Genomic DNA, 19,946 nt, shown 5'->3' with positions numbered 1-19,946 from the left:
ATAGCAATCTCTTAGTTAGAAATTACTTTAACGCCTTTGTAGTAACCGTCAGCAGTTACGTGGTGACGACGGTGAGTCTCACCAGAAACTTGATCTACAGTTAAAGTTGGACCACTGATCGCATCGTGTGAACGGCGCATGCCGCGTCTTGCACGAGACTTTTTGCTTTTTTGTACAGCCATTAGTCTTCTCCTAAGAATCTTTCTTAAGTTGTTTCAAAATATCAAATGGATTTGGTTTGTCATCTTTTGCTGCTAATTTACCAAAGCTAGTAGGCTCTGATGAATAACTGCACGAAGCTTCGTTGTGTGTAGGCACTATTGGAATCGCTAAAATCAATTCGTCTTCGATTAACTCAAATACGTTGATTTCACCGTTTTCGTCCAGTTCTACTTCATCGTAGCCTTCAGGAAGATGATCTGACTCTGCATCCAAACCAACTGGCGAATACACAAAGTCTTGATCCAAATCCAACCCTAATTCACCATTACAGCGTTGACAAGTTACAGTTACATGTGTTGATAAGTTTCCACTTATTACCACTAAACCTTGCTCATCAATTTTGCAATGAATCTTTACCGCTATTTCACCTACTTCTTCCTGCACAACTTGCTCTAAACGAGAAAGTTTTTCAAGCGGGACAATACCGTCATACGTTAAACGATGTTGAGCTGCTTTGCTGGGATGAAGAGTGATGGGAATTTTCACCTTTTGCATAGGGGCTGCATCATATAGATAGTTAGTAAGTTAGTCAAAGTAAAAAACCAATTTTGATAGGTTTTTAACGATCTTCTGCTTTGTTTTCGGATTCATTGTGGCTTATCCTTGGCAAAATACAATTTTTATCCAGAATTTATTATGAAACCAACACTTATATTAGCGTCCAGCTCACCTTTTAGACAGCAATTATTAACTAAGTTTAACTTACCTTTTCAAAGTTTTTCACCAGATATAGATGAATCCCCTATTGCAGCTGAAACGCCAGAACAATTAGTTGCACGTTTAAGCGAGCAAAAAGCCCGAGTTGCCAAACAACATTTTAGTGAAGGTTTGGTGATCGGCTCTGATCAAGTTGCGGTATTCAACGATACAATTTTAGGTAAACCTCATACTAAAGAGAATGCCGTTAAGCAGCTATCATCGTTCAGTGGCCACACAGTGACCTTTTTAACGGGTTTAAGTGTATATGACATACAAAGCGATAAAGCAATTACCACTGTGGTGCCATTTGATGTGACATTTAAAACACTCACACTTGAGCAGATCAATGCTTATTGCGATGCAGAGCAGCCATACAACTGCGCAGGCAGCTTTAAAAGTGAAGGGTTAGGCATCTGTTTATTTGAAAAGCTCAGTGGCGATGACCCTAATACATTGATAGGTCTGCCACTGATCACATTAACTAAAGTGCTGGCTGAGTTTGGTGTTGATATATTGATGCTTCAAGGGAAGTAGTTAAAACTTGCAATAGCTGTTGATATGAATCAACAACACATAACGGCGTGTGTTGTAGTAACTGCGCCGGGCTATGAGCACCAAAACTCACACCAATACAAGCAATACCTGCGGCATTAGCCATTGCCATATCGAGTTGGCTATCGCCAACCATCACAGCATCACGTTTAGCTATGCCCTGCTCTTGTAAAATTTGCTCAAGCATATCCGGTGATGGCTTAGACTTAGCATCATCTGAGCATTTTACAGTGGCAAAGTACTTACCAAGGCCTGACTCGTTAAGTAGTCTATCGATGCCTTCACGACCTTTACCGGTAGCCACTGCCAATTGCATACCTGCGTCGCTTAGCTGCTTTAGTACAGTTTCTACATCAGCAAATAAAGGCGTGGGTGTGACATCTAACTCACGATACTGCGCTTTGTAGGCTGCAACCAGTTCATCGTTTAAATGTAAATGGGCAGGAAAAAGCGCCTCAGTAGCCTTTGCTAGCGATAAACCAATCACATCTTTTGCTTGCTGAACTGTTGGTACAGCAATACCGAGCTGTCTTGCTGTATTTTGCAAACAAGTAACGATTTTTGGCACAGAGTCCATCACTGTGCCGTCCCAATCGAAAATAACCAGCTTAAACTTGTTCATTATCTGCACGTAGCTTTTTAATGCAGTTTTTAAGTGCATTATCTAGTGGTGCCTCAACATGCATGGTTGTTTCGTTTTTAGGATGCATAAAACGTAAATCATGAGCATGTAAAAACAAACGATTTAAACCAGTTAGCTTGTTCACGTATTGATCAAACTCTGCAACGCCGTATTTATCATCACAAGCAATCGGGTGACCTTTACATTGTGTATGCACACGAATTTGGTGAGTACGCCCTGTTACCGGCGACGCTTGCACTAGTGAGCACTCAGCATATCGCTCAAGCACACGAAAACGTGTATGTGATGGTTTACCTTCATTATTATCAACGCGTACAACACGCTCACCTGACTTCAACGTGTTTTTACGAAGTCCTTCGGTAACATTTTTTGTTTTAGAGTCCCATTGGCCATCGACTAACGCCCAATAGTTCTTTTCCATGGTTTTTTCACGTAACTGCTTATGCAAATCAGTCAACACAGAACGACGCTTTGATATTAGCAAGCAACCTGATGTGTCACGGTCTAAACGGTGAACAAGCTCTAAGCTACGCTCCTCAGGACGAAGTACACGAAGTGCTTCAATTAATCCATAACTTAAGCCACTGCCGCCATGCACAGCCATGCCCGAAGGCTTGTTGATCACCATTAAATACTTGTCTTCAAACAAAATGGCGTCTTCAAGCTGTTTTACCTTATCGAGTTTCTTTGGCACAAACTCTTCTTTTTCAGCCACTTTAATAGGTGGAATACGAACTACATCATTTAGTTGTAGTTTGTAGACAGGTTTTATGCGTTTTTTATTTACTCGCACTTCGCCCTTACGAAGGATTTTATAAACTGCACTTTTAGGCACACCTTTTAGGTGAGTAATAAGAAAGTTATCAATACGTTGACCGAGATGGTCTTCACCTATGGTAACAAACGAAACTTGTAAGCCGGTTTTTTCTGACATTGCCTAATCACTGATTTAAGTAAATAATTTAGTTGCTAACGCGACGGTAATAGTGGGATAATCACCGTCGCGAACATAAAGTTTGCAAGTAACAACGGTGCTTTTATCACATTAATACATTCGTGAAGCATATTCTGGGTTGCCGATCATACAGATCCGCGCTAAGTTTTCCAAAGCTTTTATAATTACCCAGCCAACACGAGCGTTCAATTATCGGCGATGCGCGTAATATATTGCCTGAATAATTTGAGCACGAATGTTGATTAATGAACATAAAAAGCAATTGAACAAGATAAATTGACTGATAGTGACGACGTAGCAACGTCATTCAGATACAGCTGTTGTAGCAAGACATTGAATAAAAATTTGAACATGGTCGACTTCGGGACAGAACTCGTAAATTAAAACCGCAGAATTGGCGGCAGTTTTGACACCAAAAAGAATTTAATAACGTGACAACATGTTATTGTCAGCCACACTTAGTGATGCTCAATGTAAGCAAGCAACCTCAGGTTTTGACTTTAACCAGTCGTGAGACTGCACAAAAACAACCGTCAGAAACCACTGAACAGACGAGTTTATATCGTCATGTCAGCGACAGAATTAGTAGAGTAACAATATGAAACGTATGCTAATCAATGCGACGCAGCAAGAAGAAATGCGCGTTGCACTGGTTGATGGCCAGCGCCTGTATGATTTAGACATAGAGAGCCCAGGTCACGAACAAAAAAAAGCAAATATTTACAAGGGTAAAATTACCCGTATCGAACCGTCACTAGAAGCAGCCTTTGTTGATTATGGTGCTGAAAGACACGGTTTCCTTCCTCTTAAAGAAATAGCTCGCACCTACTTCCCACAAGGCTATACATTCCAAGGTCGTCCAAATATCCGTGACGTGATCAAAGAAGGCCAAGAAGTAATCGTGCAAGTTGATAAAGAAGAACGTGGCCAAAAAGGCGCAGCGTTAACTACTTTTATCAGTGTTGCAGGTAGCTATTTAGTACTTATGCCTAACAACCCTCGTGCGGGTGGTATTTCCCGCCGTATTGAAGGTGACGAGCGTACTGAACTTAAAGAAGCACTAAGCCGTTTAGAATTACCTAAAGGCATGGGCTTAATTGTTCGTACTGCAGGTGTTGGTAAATCATTTGAAGAACTGGATTACGACTTAAAAGCACTATTAGTGCATTGGCAAGCAATTCAGCAAGCAGCTGATAGCGGCCCTGCTCCGTTCCTAATTCACCAAGAAAGTAACGTAATTTTCCGCGCAATCCGTGACTATTTACGTCGTGATATTGGTGAAATTTTAATTGATAAAGCACGTGTATTTGAAGAAGCGAAAGCGCATATTGAGCGTTTCCGTCCAGATTTCATGAGCCGTGTTAAGCTTTATCAGGGCGATGTACCACTATTCACTCACTACCAAATTGAAAGCCAAATTGAGTCTGCTTTCCAACGTGAAGTTCGCTTACCATCAGGTGGTTCAATTGTAATCGACCCAACTGAAGCGCTAACGTCTATCGATATCAACTCATCAAAAGCCACTAAAGGCGGTGATATTGAAGAAACAGCACTTAATACCAACTTAGAAGCTGCAGACGAAATTGCCCGTCAATTACGTTTACGTGACTTAGGTGGCCTTATTGTTATCGACTTTATCGATATGACACCACCACGCCATCAACGTGAAGTTGAAAACCGTTTAAAAGACGCTGCTCGCCCTGACCGTGCCCGTGTACAGATTGGGAAGATCTCACGCTTTGGCCTGCTTGAAATGTCGCGTCAACGTCTGCGCCCTTCATTAGGTGAAGCAAGCCAAGGCCCATGTCCTCGTTGTAATGGTCAAGGTACGATTCGTTCTAACGAGTCAATTGCATTGTCTATCCTTCGTTTAATCGAAGAAGAAGCAATCAAAGACAACACATCTCAAGTAAATGCACAAGTGCCTGTTGCTGTTGCCGCTTACCTATTAAACGAAAAACGTCGTAGTGTTCAGCGCATCGAAAAGCGTCATAACGTTGATGTTGTGATCATTCCTAATCAACACATGGAAACACCTCATTACGAAGTAGTTCGCTTACGTAAAGACGAAACAATCGAAACAGTAAGCTACGAGCAAGTTGTTGCTCCTGAGCCAGAAGCATTTGAAATGGCTAAAGCGCCTTCAGCACCAGTTCGTGAAGAGCCGGTTCTAAAAGGTGTAGTAATGCCTACAACACCTGCTCCTCAAGCTGCGCCTAAAGTTGAACAAGCCACTCCTGCGGCTAAAAAGTCTGAAGGTGGTTTATTTGCTGCAATTGGTAAATTCTTCAAATCATTATTCAGTAATGCCGAAGAGGAAGCTGAAAAAGAGCAAGAAGAGAAAAAGGCAGCACAAAGACGTAGCAATAATCGTCGCAACAACGACAACCGTCGCCGTAGCAACAATCAACGTCGTCGTAATTCGCGCAATAAGCGTCCTGATGATGCACAAGCTAAAGAAGAAAACACAAACACTTCTAATAAGCCTGAGCAAAAAGAAGGTAACGAGAATCGCAACAAACGTCGTCGTAATTCTAACAACAGAAAACGTAATGAAAAACGTAATGATGATGTAGAGCAAACGACAAAAGATACTGCACAAGAAACGCAAGCTGAGCAACCAAAGGAAACTAAACCTAAGGTTCGTCGTCAACGTCGTAACTTACGCAAGAAAGTTCGCGTACAAGATGAAAATGCAGATGATGCGAATACAGTAAAAACAACTGAAACAGTTGAGCAAACTGCAAAAGCTGAAAAGCCAGCTAAGCCTGCAAAAGAAACAGTAGCTGTTGAGACTGAACAAGCAGAACAATCAGTTTCTGAAAAGAAAGTTCAAGCTAAACCAGTTAAAACAGAAGCTGAACCTAAACAAACAGAGCAAATTGAATCTGTTGAAGCATCAACAGACGAAGAGCAAGCGCAACCTCGCACTCGTTCTCGTCGTTCACCACGTCACTTACGTGCTGCTGGTCAACGTCGTCGTCGCCCTGAGCAAGACGAGAAGTCGAGTGATGACAAAACTGATGCTCCTGCATTCATTCCGGTTGCTGATCAAGCTGCTGCTGAATATGAAGCTGAGCTAAAAGCTAAACAAGCTCAAGCTGGAGAGCCAGTAAAAGCTGAAGAACCAGTAAAAGCTGAAGAACCAGTAAAAGCTGAAGAACCAGTAAAAGCTGAAGAACCAGCAAAAGCTGAAGAACCAGTAAAAGCTGAAGAACCAGTAAAAGCTGAAGAACCAGTACAAGCTGAAGAACCAATACAAGCTGAAGAGCCAGTAAAAGCTGAAGAGCCAGTACAAGCTGAAGAGCCAGTACAAGCTGAAGAGCCAGTACAAGCTGAAGAGCCAGTACAAGCTGAAGAGCCAGTACAAGCTGAAGAGCCAGTAAAAGCTCAAGAGCCAGTACAAGCTCAAGAGCCAGTACAAACTGAAGAGCCAGTACAAGCTGAAGAGCCAGTACAAGCTGAAGAGCCAGTACAAGCTGAAGAACCAGTAAAAGCTGAAGCACCTGCTAAAAATGAGAAAACAGTTTTAGTAAAAGGTTCAGCAAGCGCTGCAATGGCAAAACCTGCGCCTGTAACTGACAGTGAGCCAGAGCCAACGCCAGCGGCTATGGCGCATGACAAACGTGTAGCTATTCCAGATAGCGGCCTTCGTGCAGGTTCAATTAAACCTGCTGGCAGAGCCAGTGCTGATATGGCAAAAACCTTAGCGGCTGATTAATTTAGTCGCTTAACTAAAAAAGCCGCGTTTTTTAACGCGGCTTTTTTGTGTGTAATGTTTTTAAATAATACCAATTCGCTTAGTTAAGTGATCTATTTTGAGGCAAGGAAACCTCGTTGATAGCAAGGCAAAAATTTCGTTATTTAGTTGTTCTAAATCAGAAATTTTTAACGCAGGTAGCGACAGGTTTAATCCCTCAAAATGATTAAGTATTATTGCTGACTGGTATAACAATATCTTGTGTACCTAGGTGAGTTGCATAGCCGCCCACAAGAACCTTATAAACACCCTGCTCGTTCGAATAAACACTGGCTGAAATGTGTGAACTGCACCCCATTGCTCGGCCTTGTTCAAACTTAAAATGATTTTCTTGCTGTACAAATACATGCTTTGATAAGTAGCATGCAAGCGCACCACTGGCGCTACCGGTTGCTGACTCTTCGGGTATACCAACCAAAGGAGCAAAGTTACGGCAACTTGCGGTCAGCTCACTTTGCTCTTCACATAATTCAAAGGCATGAACACCAATTACATTATGCTGTTGGCAGAACTCGCTAAGCGCAACTTCATCGATATTGATTTTATCTAAGTAGCCATTGGGCACAGCGATAATAATATCCGGTAAACCTGTAGTTATTACATCTATTGGCAAGCCTGTTTCTGCGAATGTTGTTTCACAAAGCCCTAGTAAGTTTACAAAGTCACCATAAGCTAAGTTGCCAAGATAATTTGGCAAGGCTTGCTCCATGGTAATTTGCCCGTCTTTGGCAATTGTTACACCTAACAAACCCGCTTTTGTTCGCTGAGTGTAATTACCTGCGTTTAAAATACCTTGGTCATATAAGATAGCAAACACCGCAACTGTTGCGTGTCCACAAAAATCAACTTCTTCGGTTGTAGTAAAAAATGATACAGCAAAGTCAACTTCATGATCTTGCTCTACAAAAGCCGTTTCTGAAAAGCCAACTTCTTTTGCAATCTTCAATTTTTCTGTATCTGAAAGATTGTCAGCATTTAATACCACGCCTGCAGGGTTACCACCTGCTCCCTCTGCTGTAAATGAGTTAACTAAAAATGCAGTTATTGTCATTATTTTTTCCATACTTAAGTTAAAAACTAGGTATTGCACTTGCGCCATAATATATCGATATGTTTGTAGTGCTATAAAAGTTGAGATCTAAATTGGCTGTTTTATACAAGGAATATAATTCTTACGATTCTAAATCTAACACCTAAGCTGACGTTACACCCATACATCATTAACCGCGGTCAACTGCCCACCTGCATTACCTGTATTTACAACCCCTTTAGGTTCAACAAGCATTATTTTACATTCTGTGTCTGCCTTTGGTTTATGTTCAACGCCCTTAGGAATTACAAATAATTCACCAGCTTCTAAAGTCACAACGCCATCCCTAAACTCAATTTCAAGCATGCCTTCAATAACAATGAATACTTCATCAGTATCAGGGTGATCATGCCAAACAAATTCACCTTCAACTTTAGCGAGTTTAAATTGATAGTCATTCATTTCAGCAATGACCCTTGGCGACCAATGCTCTGTGAATTTAGAAAACTTGTCTTTAAAGTTAACTGGTTTGTAAGTCATATTTATTCATCTCCGAAACGATCTTTGTGTAAGTCAAATTCATAAAATAACATTCCATTTTCCTTTGAAGCTTGTTCTTCAAAAGCCAATTTTTTTAAAAGCTTAATCGATGGTGTATTTAACTCATCAACACCAGCAATAAGCTTACGCCAGTATGAATGAGTACAAGCGAGGTTTATAAAGCCCTGCAATAACTCAAGTGCAAGACCCTGCCCCCAATACTGCTCAGCTAACAAATAACCGATATGAGCATCATGCTTTTCGGTATATACAAATAAAAGCCCAATAACTTCTTGATGTTGAGATTGCAGCATTAATAGACAGCACTCGTTAAGCATGTTAACCAGCCACTTTTCTGCTGCAGCTATAGAATCTACCCCCTGAAAATAACTAGGTAAGTTTGCAACTACAGCAGGTGTTAATATCGCAGGTAAAGCGTTAACTAAAGTAGTTCGCTCTGACTTAGTGTCATTCGAGTTTAATTCAATAACGTTTAGTCTCTGTGTATTAAATGAAAGATTCATTTAATCTCTTAAATCTTCAGCTGTAAAATTACTTTTAAATGTAAAAGCATAAGGTGTGTCACCGTTTGTACGAAGATATTGCAACTTTTCTAATGCTTCTTGAGGGGTTGGAATATGCTTATCTTCAATCCACCATAAAACATAACTATCTTCAGCTGAGCGATGAAACCATTCAGCTTTTCTACGCATGAAATCTCTGTGATGAGTGCGAAACATAAAATTTTTAAGATCTTCAACGCTTTCCCACACAGACATATTGATAATCATATTCGGATCATCAAATAACTTAATATTGGTAGCATCACCTGATTCGTCTTTTAATCGCCATACAAATCCAGCACTGTTTTCAGCAACGCCATTTATTAAATCGAGATTGTCTACAAAATCTTTTATTTCTGGCGCATCCAATGGGTATTTGGCAAGAGCTATATTTAGCTGAGCAAGTTTCATCTTATGACTCTCCATAGCCATAGGGAAGTTTGTACCTTTAGTGTATTAAAATTAAGCTATATATCAATAACAAAGTTATTGAAAATCAAACCTAACTTATCTAATGTTTTTGTTCATAAATAAAAAGCCCAGCTAGTGCTGGGCTAAAAAGTGTTATCTATCTTCATATTAAAGTTGAGTCAAATTAACTCTCTTCCTGCTCCATAAAACGCTGTAGCTGGTCTTTAAGGTTAGGTGGAATACCTTTGATCACAAGTGTATCCGTAGCCTCGTTGTACATTACACGCTCACCTAAGTGTTTACGTTCAAAGCTCACGCTGACACCACCGCCCATGCCTGAGAACTTCACCATACTAGTGACTGTTTTCTTATCAACAGGGAAAGACTCTTCTAAGTCGTAACTTTGCTCTTGGCAAAAGCTATCAAATGGACTGTCTTCATTTTTCGATAAGGTTGCAGAAAGTTCTTTAACGTTGGCATCTTCACCTGTTGTCACGCAATCATTACAGTAATCAAATACTTGCTTGCGTAGCTCGTCTTTCTCTGACTTTTCGTATTGTTGCTCAGATAAGTAATCTTCTACAGCATTTAACATGACTTGGCTTTGCTGTTTAGGATCAATGCCTTCTTCGCAGCCTAAAAAGTCTAAAAAGAAGTCAGCAACTTTACGACCCGCACGCCCTTTAATAAACGACACATAGCGGTTATCCTCTGGTTGTGTATCCCACGCAGTTAAATCTACACGTGCAGCTAGTTGCATACGCGAAATGTCTAAGTGGCGTGATGATGCTAGATCAAGCTCAGAAGTAATTGAATAATGCTCTTTAATATTGATCATCGCAATTAACAAGAAGTCACTTGCCACATATTGATAATGGCAAAAAACTAAATAACCCGTTTCGTTAAAAGCATACTTATTTAACTCTTCTTTAAGCACATTCGTTGCTTGCTCTGTCATGTGCCAAAAGCCTAGTTCATTGTTACGGTAACTTTGCATTGCTGAAGCAACAATGCTGTTTTTCTCGCCGCTGAATGCACAGTAGCCTTTACCTGGCTTACCATTATATGCATGGTGTAGCTGCTCAATAAAAACGGCTACTTTATCGTTAACAACCATCTCATCATTGCGTAAATGAATATCTGTATCGTCATCTTTTTTGTCTACATAATGAACGACTAATTTTTTAACATCTATTGTCATCTTTGTTTTTCACGCCTCTGGTGTTAAAATACGGGAATATAACTCTTTTTATCGAACCAACTGATGCCTATCATATCAAAATATTCTAATGAGCAAGTAGAACAAATCGTTGATCAGCTGATTGATGTACTAACAGAGCACAAAGCGCCTGTTGATTTAAGCCTTATGTGTTTAGGAAATTCTATCACGCATATTTTAAAAGAGCATGTACCATCAGAGAAAAGACAAGCTGTTGCCGACAACTTTGCCAAAGCATTAGCACAGTCGGTTAAATAAGATTTATGAATTTATCGCAACAAAGTCAGTTTTCTTCAAAAGTAAGTCAGCTTTTAAGTTGGGGCCATTGGTTCACTTTTGCTAACATAGGTTTAGTGCTATTTATTAGCTTAAGCTACTTAGTCGCAGACAGTGCACCAACCACTTTTATAGGCTATGTTTACATGCTCGTGACTTGGTTAAGTCACACGAGCTTTATTACTTTTATTGCCTTTGTTTTAACGATATTTCCATTAAGCTTAGTGTTTCCATACCCTCGGCATATTAGAGGGATGGCAGCAATTATCGCAACACTTGGGGCATCATTCTTAACGCTTGATGCCTATGTGTATTTCAACTTGGGTTATCACCTCAATACTTCTGCCCTACCAGAGATAGTTTCTTTATTGTGGCACCGTTTAACAAGCTCACCCGCATTAACAACGATTCTTGCAGGCGGTATTGTTCTGCTAATTTTAGCGTTTCAATTATTAGTCAGTAACTATACTTGGCACCATTTGGCGCGTTTAAAGCAATATAAATTCCCGCGCTATGCAACCAGCACTATCTTAGTGTGCTTTGCATTAAGCCACAGTATTCATATTTGGGCTGACGCTAACTTAAAATTTGATATTACTAAGCAAGATAATGTATTGCCATTGTCATACCCAACAACAGCAAAAAGCTTATTAGCAAAAAATGATTTACTTGATATCGAAAGCTATAAAGAAGCTCACGATGTTAGGCTAGACCCACATAATATTAATTACTTAGCACCGGCCCCACTTGCCGAGTGTAAGGCTGATTCGAGTGCTACTATCGATATTTTAGTATTTGAAAACAATACTGAACTTGAGAAATATGTTGCCACTGAGCCGGCACTGCGTAAAACCGATTTGTTCTTACAGCCTGTTGAAGCCGAAGATACTTTATTTAGTTTAGTGTATGGCCTACCAGCATTTTACAAAGCACCTATTCTAGACAAGCAGCAACTACCTGTGTGGCTTACTGATAATCGCTCAATTCAAATTAATGGTTTTGAACAATTCGAATTTATTAATAACGACGATCAAAACCCTGCGGTACGTTTAGTACGTGCAGATGCTGCAACACAAACTCGCGAATCTGCCAATGCCGTATTTGCTTTTAGCCTTGCTAAAGAAAGCAATGGCATTGTCACAGCCTCACGTCTATACAGCTCAGATAAAAAAGTTGTACAAACCGATGGGCTTATTCAACCAAGCGATATTATCGCCACCAGCGTTGGTCACTACCTTGGCTGCAAAACATTAGCTAAACAAACCATGTTAGGTAGTAACCTATATAAACGTCATGATGACACTGGCGTAAACTACTCGCAAAATGTATTTATCGCATTTAAAAAAGACCGAATCACCCTGATTGATTCTGATGGTAATTTTAAAAATATTTCAGCAGCACAAGGCTTTGCAATTGAACAAGGATTAGATATTCCATTCTTAGTGCAAAGTATTAAAAAACTGAAGCGATATACGCCTTAGAACTTATTGATAAATCAATAATATGAACTAGCTTTAGATATTAGACACCTTATTTGATTAGGAGACACGGATGTCATGAAAGCCATAATCATTTACCTTATATCAATAGCCCTACTGTGTTTTTCATACAACTCAATGGCTGCCACCACTGAATACTATAAATGTGTTACAGACAGAGGCACAATATTTAGTGAATTTCCCTGCGGTAGCCGCGCAATAAAACATAAGATCCAAGTAACCGACCCAGACTTACAAGCTCCGAAAAACTTTGTTAAAGAGCTTAATGAGCTCGAACGCCTGCAAATTATCAGGAATATTGAGGCTGAAATTCGCAGTTATAAGTACCGTTTAGATATTTTAAGCCGCAACCGAGATAGAGCTCAGTATCAACAAGAACAACGCCTAAATCGTATTTTGTCTGATAAAGAAGCTAAGCAGATTAGTAAAGACATCAAAAAGCAACTGAAAGCAATTAACAAGCAATATGGGCGTGACGTGAAAAGTGTTAATAAAAAACTCGCAAAACTTGAGAAAAAACTAGCTCGCTATAATTAAATACACTTTACTATTGGGTTTAAAGAATAAATAACATATTCTTAACACCTATAGAGTTATTGCTCTATGTTGGTATAAGACCAACACGCTTAATTAAGTGAACTATTTTGATGCAATAAAACCTTGTTGATAACAAGGCAAAAATGTCGTTATTTAGTTGTTCTAAATTAGAGATTTTTAACGCAGTTAGCGACAACTTTAATCCTTCAAAATGATTAAGTATTATTGCGGGTTAGTATGATTGTTAGAAGGAGTTTATATGCAGCCACAACACATTGCAGAGTTAATTTTATCTGGGTTTCGCAATCACTATAAACTCTTTCAAGCGATCACTGCCAAAGCGCCACTCGCGTTTGCAAACCGCGATTGGCAAAAAATAAATGAGATAAGCAAACTCAGAATTAGCCATTACGATGATCGGGTTAACGAAACCATTGCTAAGCTCAAATCGCTTAATGAACAGCAAATTATTACCTTAAACCAAACCTGCTGGCTTGAAACTAAACAACTCTATCAACAATTTTTGCGCTTCCACCCTCAAGCAGAACTCGCCGAAACCTTTTACAACTCGGTGTTTTGCCGCTTATTTCATCGCCGTTATTTTAATAATGACTTTATCTTTGTTAAAGCAACTTTAGCGGATGCTCCAGCATTACCGATGGAAGTAGAGTACCGAAGTTACCACCCTGTTGTTGATGGCCTAAGACCCACGATACGCAAAATTATTAATCAGTTTGATTTTAAAGCGCCCTTTGTCGATTTAGAACGCGATATCCGCTTGCTGGTAAAGGCCTTTTATAAGCAAGCACCCGACACACATCACCAAGCATGGCAAATGCGCTTTGATATACTGCAAGCCCCGTTTTACCGAAACAAAGCTGCTTATATTGTTGGCCGTGTGGTATCAGAAAGTGGCGTACAGCCATTTATTATTGCGGTGTTGCATCATGAAGACAAAGGTCTATACCTCGATGCCCTACTTACCAAATCATCGCAAATGAGGGTTATTTTTGGTTTTGCGCGTGCTTATTTTATGGTTGAAACCCATGCGCCATCTGCGTTAGTACGCTTTTTAAATCAGCTTATGCCGAACAAAACTCTGGCAGAGCTTTACAATGCAATAGGTTTTCATAAACAAGGTAAGACTGAGTTTTACCGAGAGTTTTTAAGTCATTTAGAGCATTCAAACGATCAGCTCGTTATTGCCCCTGGTACACCCGGAATGGTGATGATGGTATTTACCCTGCCTTCGTTTGGTTATGTATTTAAAGTCATTAAAGACACCTTTGGTGAAAGCAAGCCCTTTGGCCGCGATACCGTACTAAAACGCTACCAATTAGTAAAAAGCCATGACCGTGTTGGCCGCATGGCCGACACCATAGAGTATTCGAACGTCGTATTTCCACTGGCTCGATTTGATAGTAAATTACTTGAAGAGTTACATAAAACCATTGGTTCTTCGATGATAATTGAAGGCGAATGGTTAATCATCAAGCATTTGTATATTGAAAGACGGATGACACCGTTAAACCTGTATCTTGAAAATGCCAGTGAACAACAAGCGTTTGAAGCAATAGAAGAATATGGTCAAGCTTTAAAAGAAATGATCGCCGTAAATATTTTCCCAGGCGACATGCTGTTGAAAAACTTTGGGGTGAGTAAACATAATCGCATTATTTTTTACGACTATGATGAAGTTCAGTACCTAACAGACATGAACTTTCGCGCCTTACCAAAAGCAAAGTCGTACGATGATTACTTAACCAATGAGCAAAGCTACTCTGTGGCACCACAAGATGTGTTTCCAGAGCAATTATGTACCTTTGTTACGGCAAACCCGGTGTATAAGCAATATTTATTAAGTACACACCCTGAGCTTGAAGATCCAGCCTATTGGCGACAAGCACAATACAATTATAAGCAAGGTGTAGTTAGCCACATTTATCCATACCCTGCTGCACAACGATTTATCCATTATTGGTAAACACCAAGGACACACAATGAATATAAGTAAAATAGATTTAAACTTACTTGTTTACCTAGATACCTTACTAAGAGAGTGTAATGTAACTAAAGCTGCTAATCAGCTGAGCATTACCCAACCTGCCATGAGTAATGGCCTAAAAAGACTCCGTAATTTATTTAACGACCCTATTTTAGTGCGTACCAGTGAAGGTATGGTACCAACTGAGCGTGCAAAAGAATTACAGCCGGTGATCCGCGGCATTTTAATGACTCTTGAAGAAACACTTGCACCAAACCGCGAATTTGAAGCATCACAAAGTAAGCGTGTTTTTCGTATCATGGCCAGTGACTATGCAGCAAGTACCCTAGCACCACGCTTATTGAGTAAATTACACGAAGAAGCGCCCGATACCACACTCGATATTTTGACTCCAAGTGATGTAACCTTCCACGATGTTGAAAACGGTAAAGTAGATATGGCTATCAACCGTTTCGAAAACTTACCGCAATCGTTTCACTATAAACAAATTTGGAAAGACAGCTTTTGTTGCTTAGTAAAAGCAGATAACCCAATTATCAAAGACTTCAGCCTCGACAGCTATTTAAAAGCCCGTCATATCTGGGTAAGTAAAACAGGCTTTGGTGTAGGTGTTGGGATGGACCCTAAAGATGTGCAAAAGCTAGGTTGGGTAGATGAAGCGCTCGCTCACTTTGGTAAGCATCGAAATATTGCCACCTTTACTCGTAACTACCACGTTGCCATTCACTTAGCGAAAGAACAAAACTTAGTAGCAACTTTACCATCTAAAGCGGCAAATATTTATTTAGACGATCCGGGCCTTACAATTCTAGAGCCGCCATTCCCTATTCCACCATTTGAGCTAGATATGATTTGGAGCCCGCTGCTACACCGCGATGCAAGCCATATTTGGTTACGCCAAAAAGTTGCAGAAGTAGCCGACGAGCTTAAGTAAGATTTTACCACTGAATTTGTAATTATTGCTGATAAGCAACGTGTTAGCTTAACTTATCAGCAATCCCCCTCCTGTAAAAAACCTACAACCACCTGAAATACAATAACTTTATATTTAAGTGATGAACTGGAATATGCTTTGCAAGTATCTAATTACATTGTTTTTAATATTCAAAAAGAGGTCATTATGAATACTCATCAAGGACAAGACGTTCATCATATTGCAGATATCATTCAAGTTATGAATAGCGGTATCGATTTTTATGAAAAAGCACAGGAAAAAGTAACCGACCCAAGCATTATTGCCTTATTTCAACGCATGATAGATGCGCGTAAAGTAAGTGTTGAGCGCTTACAACCTTATGCCATTAACGAAAATGGCGAGCGTGAAAATGGCTCTGACTTTGCTGTAGAAGCACGTAAAGCCTATACATCTTTAATAACTAAACTTGGTGCAGACAAAAACGCCACGTACGTTAGCGAGCTTGAAGAAGTTGAAGATAAAACACTAGCTGAAATCAAACACGCGCTTAAAAAACCACAACCACATGACTGTGAAGCCGCATTATCAAAAACCCTGCTGACAATTCAAAGTTGTCATGCTGAAATGAGTAAAATGAAAAAGCATTAAATTGTGAGAGTGCAAAGCCCAGTTAAGCTGGGCTTTTATCTGTTTAGATATAGATAAGCGGTGTGTATCTCACCTGAGAGTTTAGCTGATAGGTTTAAACATCTATTGAGAGACAGCAACAGCTTAATTCACCATCCGAAGTGCGAGCTTTTCCTAAGTTCCGCTAAGTTCCAATTTCTGACCATCAAGCTTGACTCGTTAATGTCGGATAGACGACACCTGTTACCAAGTGTCGCCCTCCTAAGAACCGTACGTGCAACTTTCACTGCATACGGCTCAAGCCTTCACGAAGGCACCTAATTGGTACCCAGCAACTTATAAAGCAGCGAGATTAGGCTCATTCCAAGAGTTGCGGCATTGCCTCTTTGCTTTTCTCTTTGCCAAGTATTCTTGGTATAAAGGATCAAAAGGCGTAGCTTCACTCCTGATTTTCACATGTCTCTCTATTGGCACCTTAGCTATTTGAAATAGATTAAACTGACAATCCATGTTCATGTTCATGTTCATGCTCTTCTGCCAACCGTGAAATTGCCATTGGCCTCGACGGTTGATAAAGTACTTCATGGCGATCCAAGTTTTTGATTTTGTTGGATGACGCCTTTTAGCCCAATGCCATAACGCTAGAAATAGTTTGTGGCTCACATATCCGAATACTTGTTTGGCAACGCAATGGCGATAGTAATTCGACCAACCCCTGAGTTTCGGATTTATCAACTTGATTAGATCGTTAACGGGGGTAGTTGCGTGCTTTTTAATGAGTTCGCGCAAGTTACTCAGAAATATTAACGTGTTAGATTTGCTCGGTTTAATGAGCAGTTTTCCTTTGTACTTCCTATGGTTAAAGCCTAGGAAGTCAAAACCACGGCTAATGTGGGTAATGTGCGTTTTCTCTTCGGAGAGCGTTAAGCCTCTATGTGCTAAGAAGTCAGCAATCAACGGTTTGATATCGTTCTCCAGCACGTCCTTTGAAGTGCATGTGACTACGAAATCATCGGCGTATCCTATAAAGTTGGCTCTCGCCCCATTTTTAAGTGCGGTGGACTTAATGCGTTGCTCAAGACCTGCAAGAGTCATCAGCATCAAGGTTGGAGATATGATCCCGCCTTGTGGTGTTCCCTCGTCAGTGCGATAGAACAGCCCTTTGTCCATAAAACCAGACTTTAACCATTGTTCCAACATTCGTTTATCTACAGCTATATTATTCATAAGCCATTGATGCCCAATCTTGTCGAAACAGGCTTTGATATCTCCCTCAAGAACCCATTGCGCGGATTGCTTTTTACTCAAACAGAGAAAACACTGAGCAATAGCATCAGCAGTGCTTCTATTGCGCCGAAATCCGTAGCTATTTGGGTCAGCAAGTGTTTCTGACACAGGCTCTAGTGCAAGAAGGTGAAGCGCTTGTAGCGCTCTATCGACCATGCACGGGATACCCAAAGGTCTGAGCTTGCCGTTTTTCTTAGGGATGTAGATACGCTTGAGCGGTTTGGCTTGATAAGCCTTTCTGCTCAATTGATTGACTGCTTTCATGCGGCGCGTATCCGTATTCCAGATGACGCCGTCTATTCCGGGCGTTTTACTGCCTTTGTTTTGTGATACTCGCTTAACAGCAAGAAGTTTTGCCGAATGCGAGTGAGTCAGTATCCACTGCAACGCTTTCGCTTTGCTGTGTTTACCTTCTCTTGTTGCTTTTGCAATACGCATCTGAAGCTTTAAAACGTGCGACTCAACAGTTTTCCAATTTATGGATTGCCATTGAGCACTGTCAGGGGAGGCACTAATCTCTTTTGAAATCATCATTTGCGTTTCTCCTTGAATAAAGTTCTTCAAATTCTCTTGCAACGGAAGACCAGTCGGAAGTCAGCTCACTTTCGTGCCAGACAGACGTCTGTATCTGCATCATTACAATCCAGCCTTTGCTTTCTCCAACATCCTCTACCTGCATCACTATCGGCTATATAAGCTTTCCCAAAGGGAGTGATACAGGCTTACCGTGTTCCGTATGTTGCGCAATGTCAGGTTAGATGCCCGCTATAGTGCGGAGAGTTCAGTGATCACGAAAGAGCATGGGGCAATCTCTTTCCGACTCTCGTGCCTTTTGGCTACAGCGTATTAACCACTTCCGCTGTTTCATCGTATAACGCACCTTACGCGGATTCACTTATGTTCATCATACTGACTGCCTAGCACTCACCCGATTTGTGGTTATCAGGAGGATCGTCCTCTCACGATTAAGATCCCGATTGGCGCATACCAACCTTCGTTACATTGTCAGAGCCGCTACTTTATTCAGGCTCCTAGGATCATCTGGTGATACAGATGGTTCACTCATTAAGCGGTGAACAGCGCTTCATACGACTTCACGTCGCACGCCCCAAAATGAGTTAGCGTAACTTCTCTAGAGCTCTGTATCAAAAGAAGATTGAAAATTTTCTTTTGATACAGTCTTTATATTCAAAATTTACAACTTTCCCCTATATTCAAGAAAATGAGCAATTTGCGCATTCTTGTCATAAGACCAATTTACCAATTTACCAATTTACCAATTTACCAATTTAAATTATTTTGTTAACTAGCAAAAGGTTAGCTAATTTGATAAAAACGTAGTAATCAGAAAAGTGAGCAGTTGTGTGGTAGAAATATGCGCGATTTGCGCACTATTAAATTGTTATGAGCCATTTGGATAGCCTCGTGAATTTCTTCAAAAGATGGATAATAAAGTCACTTCTCAAGAAGCCAGCCCCTGATAGAATTCCTAGATCTGGAGATAAGGCTGGCAGTGTTGATTGCAATGTTGTCTATATAAGAGCTAAAGACGAATCTTGGACTATTTTATGTAATGAAATTAACTCGAAAGGAGTTACTGGTAAATATTGGCTTAATAAAAAAGATTATGGCGAACTTTCGATTCCTTGGACTTGGTTAATTGATTATGAGTTAGATATAACGCACTTTTACGGTACATATGACTTGCGTTACTCTTCAGTTTTACAGTATTTTTTTGAAGGTATATTACCTTGGGATAAATTAAAAATTGTTCTTGGCAAAGTTCAACAGTTTTTATTTAATCGTAAAGAGTTGGTGCGATCTGAAAGGATAGAGACGCTTAAATTAATTCTTGAAGAAACAATTGAGAATAGGGACTTTACCGTAAGTTCAGTTTCTCTGTCAGGTCTTTTATATACACAAAAGTGGGTGTTTCACCCTGACAAATCTCGTCAACTTGCGTACAACGATTTACTTCTAAAGTCACTTGCTGAGAGTGGGGAGTTAACTTCTGTTCAATACGGCTTCAAATTGTCACCTAAAGCTCTGGTAACTATATCTGAATATGAAGAGGATCAAAAAAAGCACAGAGATAATTTGGCACAATCAAGCGCTACAAAGTGGGTAACTTTTGCATTAATTATTGTAGGGCTTGTGCAAGCAGGTGTTACTTATTATGGTGTGTATAAAAATGGCTCATAACAA

The 19,946-nt window shown here is 40.2% G+C and carries 19 protein-coding genes; 9 read left to right on the top strand and 10 right to left on the bottom strand.

Going from position 1 to position 19,946, the window contains the following annotated elements; genetic code table 11:
- Nucleotides 1-11: 11 nt before the first annotated feature.
- On the bottom strand, nucleotides 12-182 hold the full coding sequence (gene rpmF / locus HYD28_09920; GenBank protein ID QLE09240.1) for a 50S ribosomal protein L32: 171 nt from the start codon (nucleotides 180-182) through the stop codon (nucleotides 12-14).
- Nucleotides 183-192: 10 nt separating this feature from the next.
- On the bottom strand, nucleotides 193-717 hold the full coding sequence (yceD, locus tag HYD28_09915) for a 23S rRNA accumulation protein YceD (protein ID QLE09239.1): 525 nt from the start codon (nucleotides 715-717) through the stop codon (nucleotides 193-195).
- Nucleotides 718-858: 141 nt separating this feature from the next.
- Between yceD and maf the strand changes: the two genes are divergently transcribed.
- Entirely contained in the window at nucleotides 859-1,455 is a 597-nt protein-coding gene (gene maf, locus HYD28_09910) for a septum formation inhibitor Maf (protein QLE09238.1), read from the top strand.
- Here the strand turns inward: maf and HYD28_09905 are convergent.
- Together HYD28_09905 and rluC are read right to left on the bottom strand one after the other, a co-directional pair.
- Nucleotides 1,403-2,095: an HAD-IA family hydrolase gene (locus HYD28_09905; protein QLE09237.1), complete on the bottom strand. Its 693-nt coding sequence runs from the start codon at nucleotides 2,093-2,095 to the stop codon at nucleotides 1,403-1,405. The two genes, maf and HYD28_09905, sit on opposite strands and share 53 nt — an antisense overlap.
- Complete coding sequence (gene rluC / locus HYD28_09900; protein ID QLE09236.1) at nucleotides 2,082-3,050, bottom strand: 23S rRNA pseudouridine(955/2504/2580) synthase RluC; 969 nt, start codon at nucleotides 3,048-3,050, stop codon at nucleotides 2,082-2,084. The genes HYD28_09905 and rluC overlap by 14 nt, the downstream gene beginning before the upstream one ends.
- A 619-nt stretch (nucleotides 3,051-3,669) precedes the next feature.
- Here rluC and rne point away from each other — a divergent pair.
- A complete protein-coding gene (gene rne / locus HYD28_09895; GenBank protein QLE09235.1) occupies nucleotides 3,670-6,792 on the top strand; it encodes a ribonuclease E in 3,123 nt (1,040 codons plus the stop codon).
- A gap of 205 nt (nucleotides 6,793-6,997) precedes the next feature.
- Here rne and HYD28_09890 read toward each other — a convergent pair whose 3' ends face one another.
- The 5 genes from HYD28_09890 to yejK all read right to left on the bottom strand — a co-directional run bounded on the left by HYD28_09890 (nucleotide 6,998) and on the right by yejK (nucleotide 10,576).
- Complete coding sequence (locus HYD28_09890) at nucleotides 6,998-7,882, bottom strand: PhzF family phenazine biosynthesis protein (GenBank protein ID QLE09234.1); 885 nt, start codon at nucleotides 7,880-7,882, stop codon at nucleotides 6,998-7,000.
- A gap of 153 nt (nucleotides 7,883-8,035) precedes the next feature.
- On the bottom strand, nucleotides 8,036-8,401 hold the full coding sequence (locus tag HYD28_09885) for a cupin domain-containing protein (protein QLE09233.1): 366 nt from the start codon (nucleotides 8,399-8,401) through the stop codon (nucleotides 8,036-8,038).
- 2 nt (nucleotides 8,402-8,403) lie between these two features.
- Nucleotides 8,404-8,925 (bottom strand): GNAT family N-acetyltransferase, encoded by a 522-nt coding sequence (locus HYD28_09880; GenBank protein QLE09232.1) that lies wholly within the window; start codon nucleotides 8,923-8,925, stop codon nucleotides 8,404-8,406.
- On the bottom strand, nucleotides 8,926-9,375 hold the full coding sequence (locus HYD28_09875) for a DUF3291 domain-containing protein (protein ID QLE09231.1): 450 nt from the start codon (nucleotides 9,373-9,375) through the stop codon (nucleotides 8,926-8,928). It lies immediately after the preceding gene.
- 184 nt (nucleotides 9,376-9,559) lie between these two features.
- Nucleotides 9,560-10,576: a nucleoid-associated protein YejK gene (gene yejK / locus HYD28_09870; protein QLE09230.1), complete on the bottom strand. Its 1,017-nt coding sequence runs from the start codon at nucleotides 10,574-10,576 to the stop codon at nucleotides 9,560-9,562.
- A 63-nt stretch (nucleotides 10,577-10,639) separates the two neighbouring features.
- Here yejK and HYD28_09865 point away from each other — a divergent pair, with 63 nt between their 5' ends.
- From HYD28_09865 to HYD28_09840, 6 genes are all read left to right on the top strand, one after another.
- Entirely contained in the window at nucleotides 10,640-10,852 is a 213-nt protein-coding gene (locus tag HYD28_09865) for a DUF1414 domain-containing protein (protein ID QLE09229.1), read from the top strand.
- A 5-nt stretch (nucleotides 10,853-10,857) separates the two neighbouring features.
- Nucleotides 10,858-12,351: a DUF3413 domain-containing protein gene (locus HYD28_09860; protein ID QLE09228.1), complete on the top strand. Its 1,494-nt coding sequence runs from the start codon at nucleotides 10,858-10,860 to the stop codon at nucleotides 12,349-12,351.
- 75 nt (nucleotides 12,352-12,426) lie between these two features.
- On the top strand, nucleotides 12,427-12,906 hold the full coding sequence (locus HYD28_09855) for a DUF4124 domain-containing protein (protein ID QLE09227.1): 480 nt from the start codon (nucleotides 12,427-12,429) through the stop codon (nucleotides 12,904-12,906).
- A 259-nt stretch (nucleotides 12,907-13,165) separates the two neighbouring features.
- Nucleotides 13,166-14,890: a bifunctional isocitrate dehydrogenase kinase/phosphatase gene (gene aceK / locus HYD28_09850; GenBank protein ID QLE09226.1), complete on the top strand. Its 1,725-nt coding sequence runs from the start codon at nucleotides 13,166-13,168 to the stop codon at nucleotides 14,888-14,890.
- A 16-nt stretch (nucleotides 14,891-14,906) separates the two neighbouring features.
- Nucleotides 14,907-15,845: a LysR family transcriptional regulator gene (locus HYD28_09845; protein ID QLE09225.1), complete on the top strand. Its 939-nt coding sequence runs from the start codon at nucleotides 14,907-14,909 to the stop codon at nucleotides 15,843-15,845.
- Nucleotides 15,846-16,031: 186 nt separating this feature from the next.
- Entirely contained in the window at nucleotides 16,032-16,475 is a 444-nt protein-coding gene (locus HYD28_09840) for a PA2169 family four-helix-bundle protein (protein ID QLE09224.1), read from the top strand.
- A 315-nt stretch (nucleotides 16,476-16,790) separates the two neighbouring features.
- On the opposite strand, the gene ltrA is transcribed toward HYD28_09840, so the two are convergent.
- Nucleotides 16,791-18,275, bottom strand: a complete 1,485-nt coding sequence (gene ltrA / locus HYD28_09835; GenBank protein ID QLE09223.1) for a group II intron reverse transcriptase/maturase — start codon at nucleotides 18,273-18,275, stop codon at nucleotides 16,791-16,793.
- 891 nt (nucleotides 18,276-19,166) lie between these two features.
- Here ltrA and HYD28_09830 point away from each other — a divergent pair.
- Nucleotides 19,167-19,943, top strand: a complete 777-nt coding sequence (locus HYD28_09830; protein ID QLE09222.1) for a hypothetical protein — start codon at nucleotides 19,167-19,169, stop codon at nucleotides 19,941-19,943.
- The last annotated feature ends 3 nt before the right edge of the window (nucleotides 19,944-19,946 follow it).

The organism is Pseudoalteromonas shioyasakiensis, from assembly GCA_013391845.1.
Taxonomy (GTDB): Bacteria; Pseudomonadota; Gammaproteobacteria; order Enterobacterales; family Alteromonadaceae; genus Pseudoalteromonas; species Pseudoalteromonas apostichopi.
This window is presented reverse-complemented; position numbering and strand designations above follow the sequence as displayed.

Excerpts from the sequence above, each read along its gene's own strand:
- HYD28_09890 (QLE09234.1), bottom strand. The coding sequence starts at position 7,882 with ATGACAATAACTGCATTTTTAGTTAACTCATTTACAGCAGAGGGAGCA.
- HYD28_09840 (QLE09224.1), top strand. The coding sequence starts at position 16,032 with ATGAATACTCATCAAGGACAAGACGTTCATCATATTGCAGATATCATT.
- aceK (QLE09226.1), top strand. The coding sequence starts at position 13,166 with ATGCAGCCACAACACATTGCAGAGTTAATTTTATCTGGGTTTCGCAAT.
- HYD28_09845 (QLE09225.1), top strand. The coding sequence starts at position 14,907 with ATGAATATAAGTAAAATAGATTTAAACTTACTTGTTTACCTAGATACC.
- HYD28_09855 (QLE09227.1), top strand. The coding sequence starts at position 12,427 with ATGAAAGCCATAATCATTTACCTTATATCAATAGCCCTACTGTGTTTT.
- HYD28_09875 (QLE09231.1), bottom strand. The coding sequence starts at position 9,375 with ATGAAACTTGCTCAGCTAAATATAGCTCTTGCCAAATACCCATTGGAT.
- ltrA (QLE09223.1), bottom strand. The coding sequence starts at position 18,275 with ATGATGATTTCAAAAGAGATTAGTGCCTCCCCTGACAGTGCTCAATGG.
- HYD28_09905 (QLE09237.1), bottom strand. The coding sequence starts at position 2,095 with ATGAACAAGTTTAAGCTGGTTATTTTCGATTGGGACGGCACAGTGATG.
- maf (QLE09238.1), top strand. The coding sequence starts at position 859 with ATGAAACCAACACTTATATTAGCGTCCAGCTCACCTTTTAGACAGCAA.
- yceD (QLE09239.1), bottom strand. The coding sequence starts at position 717 with ATGCAAAAGGTGAAAATTCCCATCACTCTTCATCCCAGCAAAGCAGCT.
- HYD28_09860 (QLE09228.1), top strand. The coding sequence starts at position 10,858 with ATGAATTTATCGCAACAAAGTCAGTTTTCTTCAAAAGTAAGTCAGCTT.
- yejK (QLE09230.1), bottom strand. The coding sequence starts at position 10,576 with ATGACAATAGATGTTAAAAAATTAGTCGTTCATTATGTAGACAAAAAA.
- rluC (QLE09236.1), bottom strand. The coding sequence starts at position 3,050 with ATGTCAGAAAAAACCGGCTTACAAGTTTCGTTTGTTACCATAGGTGAA.
- HYD28_09885 (QLE09233.1), bottom strand. The coding sequence starts at position 8,401 with ATGACTTACAAACCAGTTAACTTTAAAGACAAGTTTTCTAAATTCACA.
- rne (QLE09235.1), top strand. The coding sequence starts at position 3,670 with ATGAAACGTATGCTAATCAATGCGACGCAGCAAGAAGAAATGCGCGTT.
- rpmF (QLE09240.1), bottom strand. The coding sequence starts at position 182 with ATGGCTGTACAAAAAAGCAAAAAGTCTCGTGCAAGACGCGGCATGCGC.
- HYD28_09865 (QLE09229.1), top strand. The coding sequence starts at position 10,640 with ATGCCTATCATATCAAAATATTCTAATGAGCAAGTAGAACAAATCGTT.
- HYD28_09880 (QLE09232.1), bottom strand. The coding sequence starts at position 8,925 with ATGAATCTTTCATTTAATACACAGAGACTAAACGTTATTGAATTAAAC.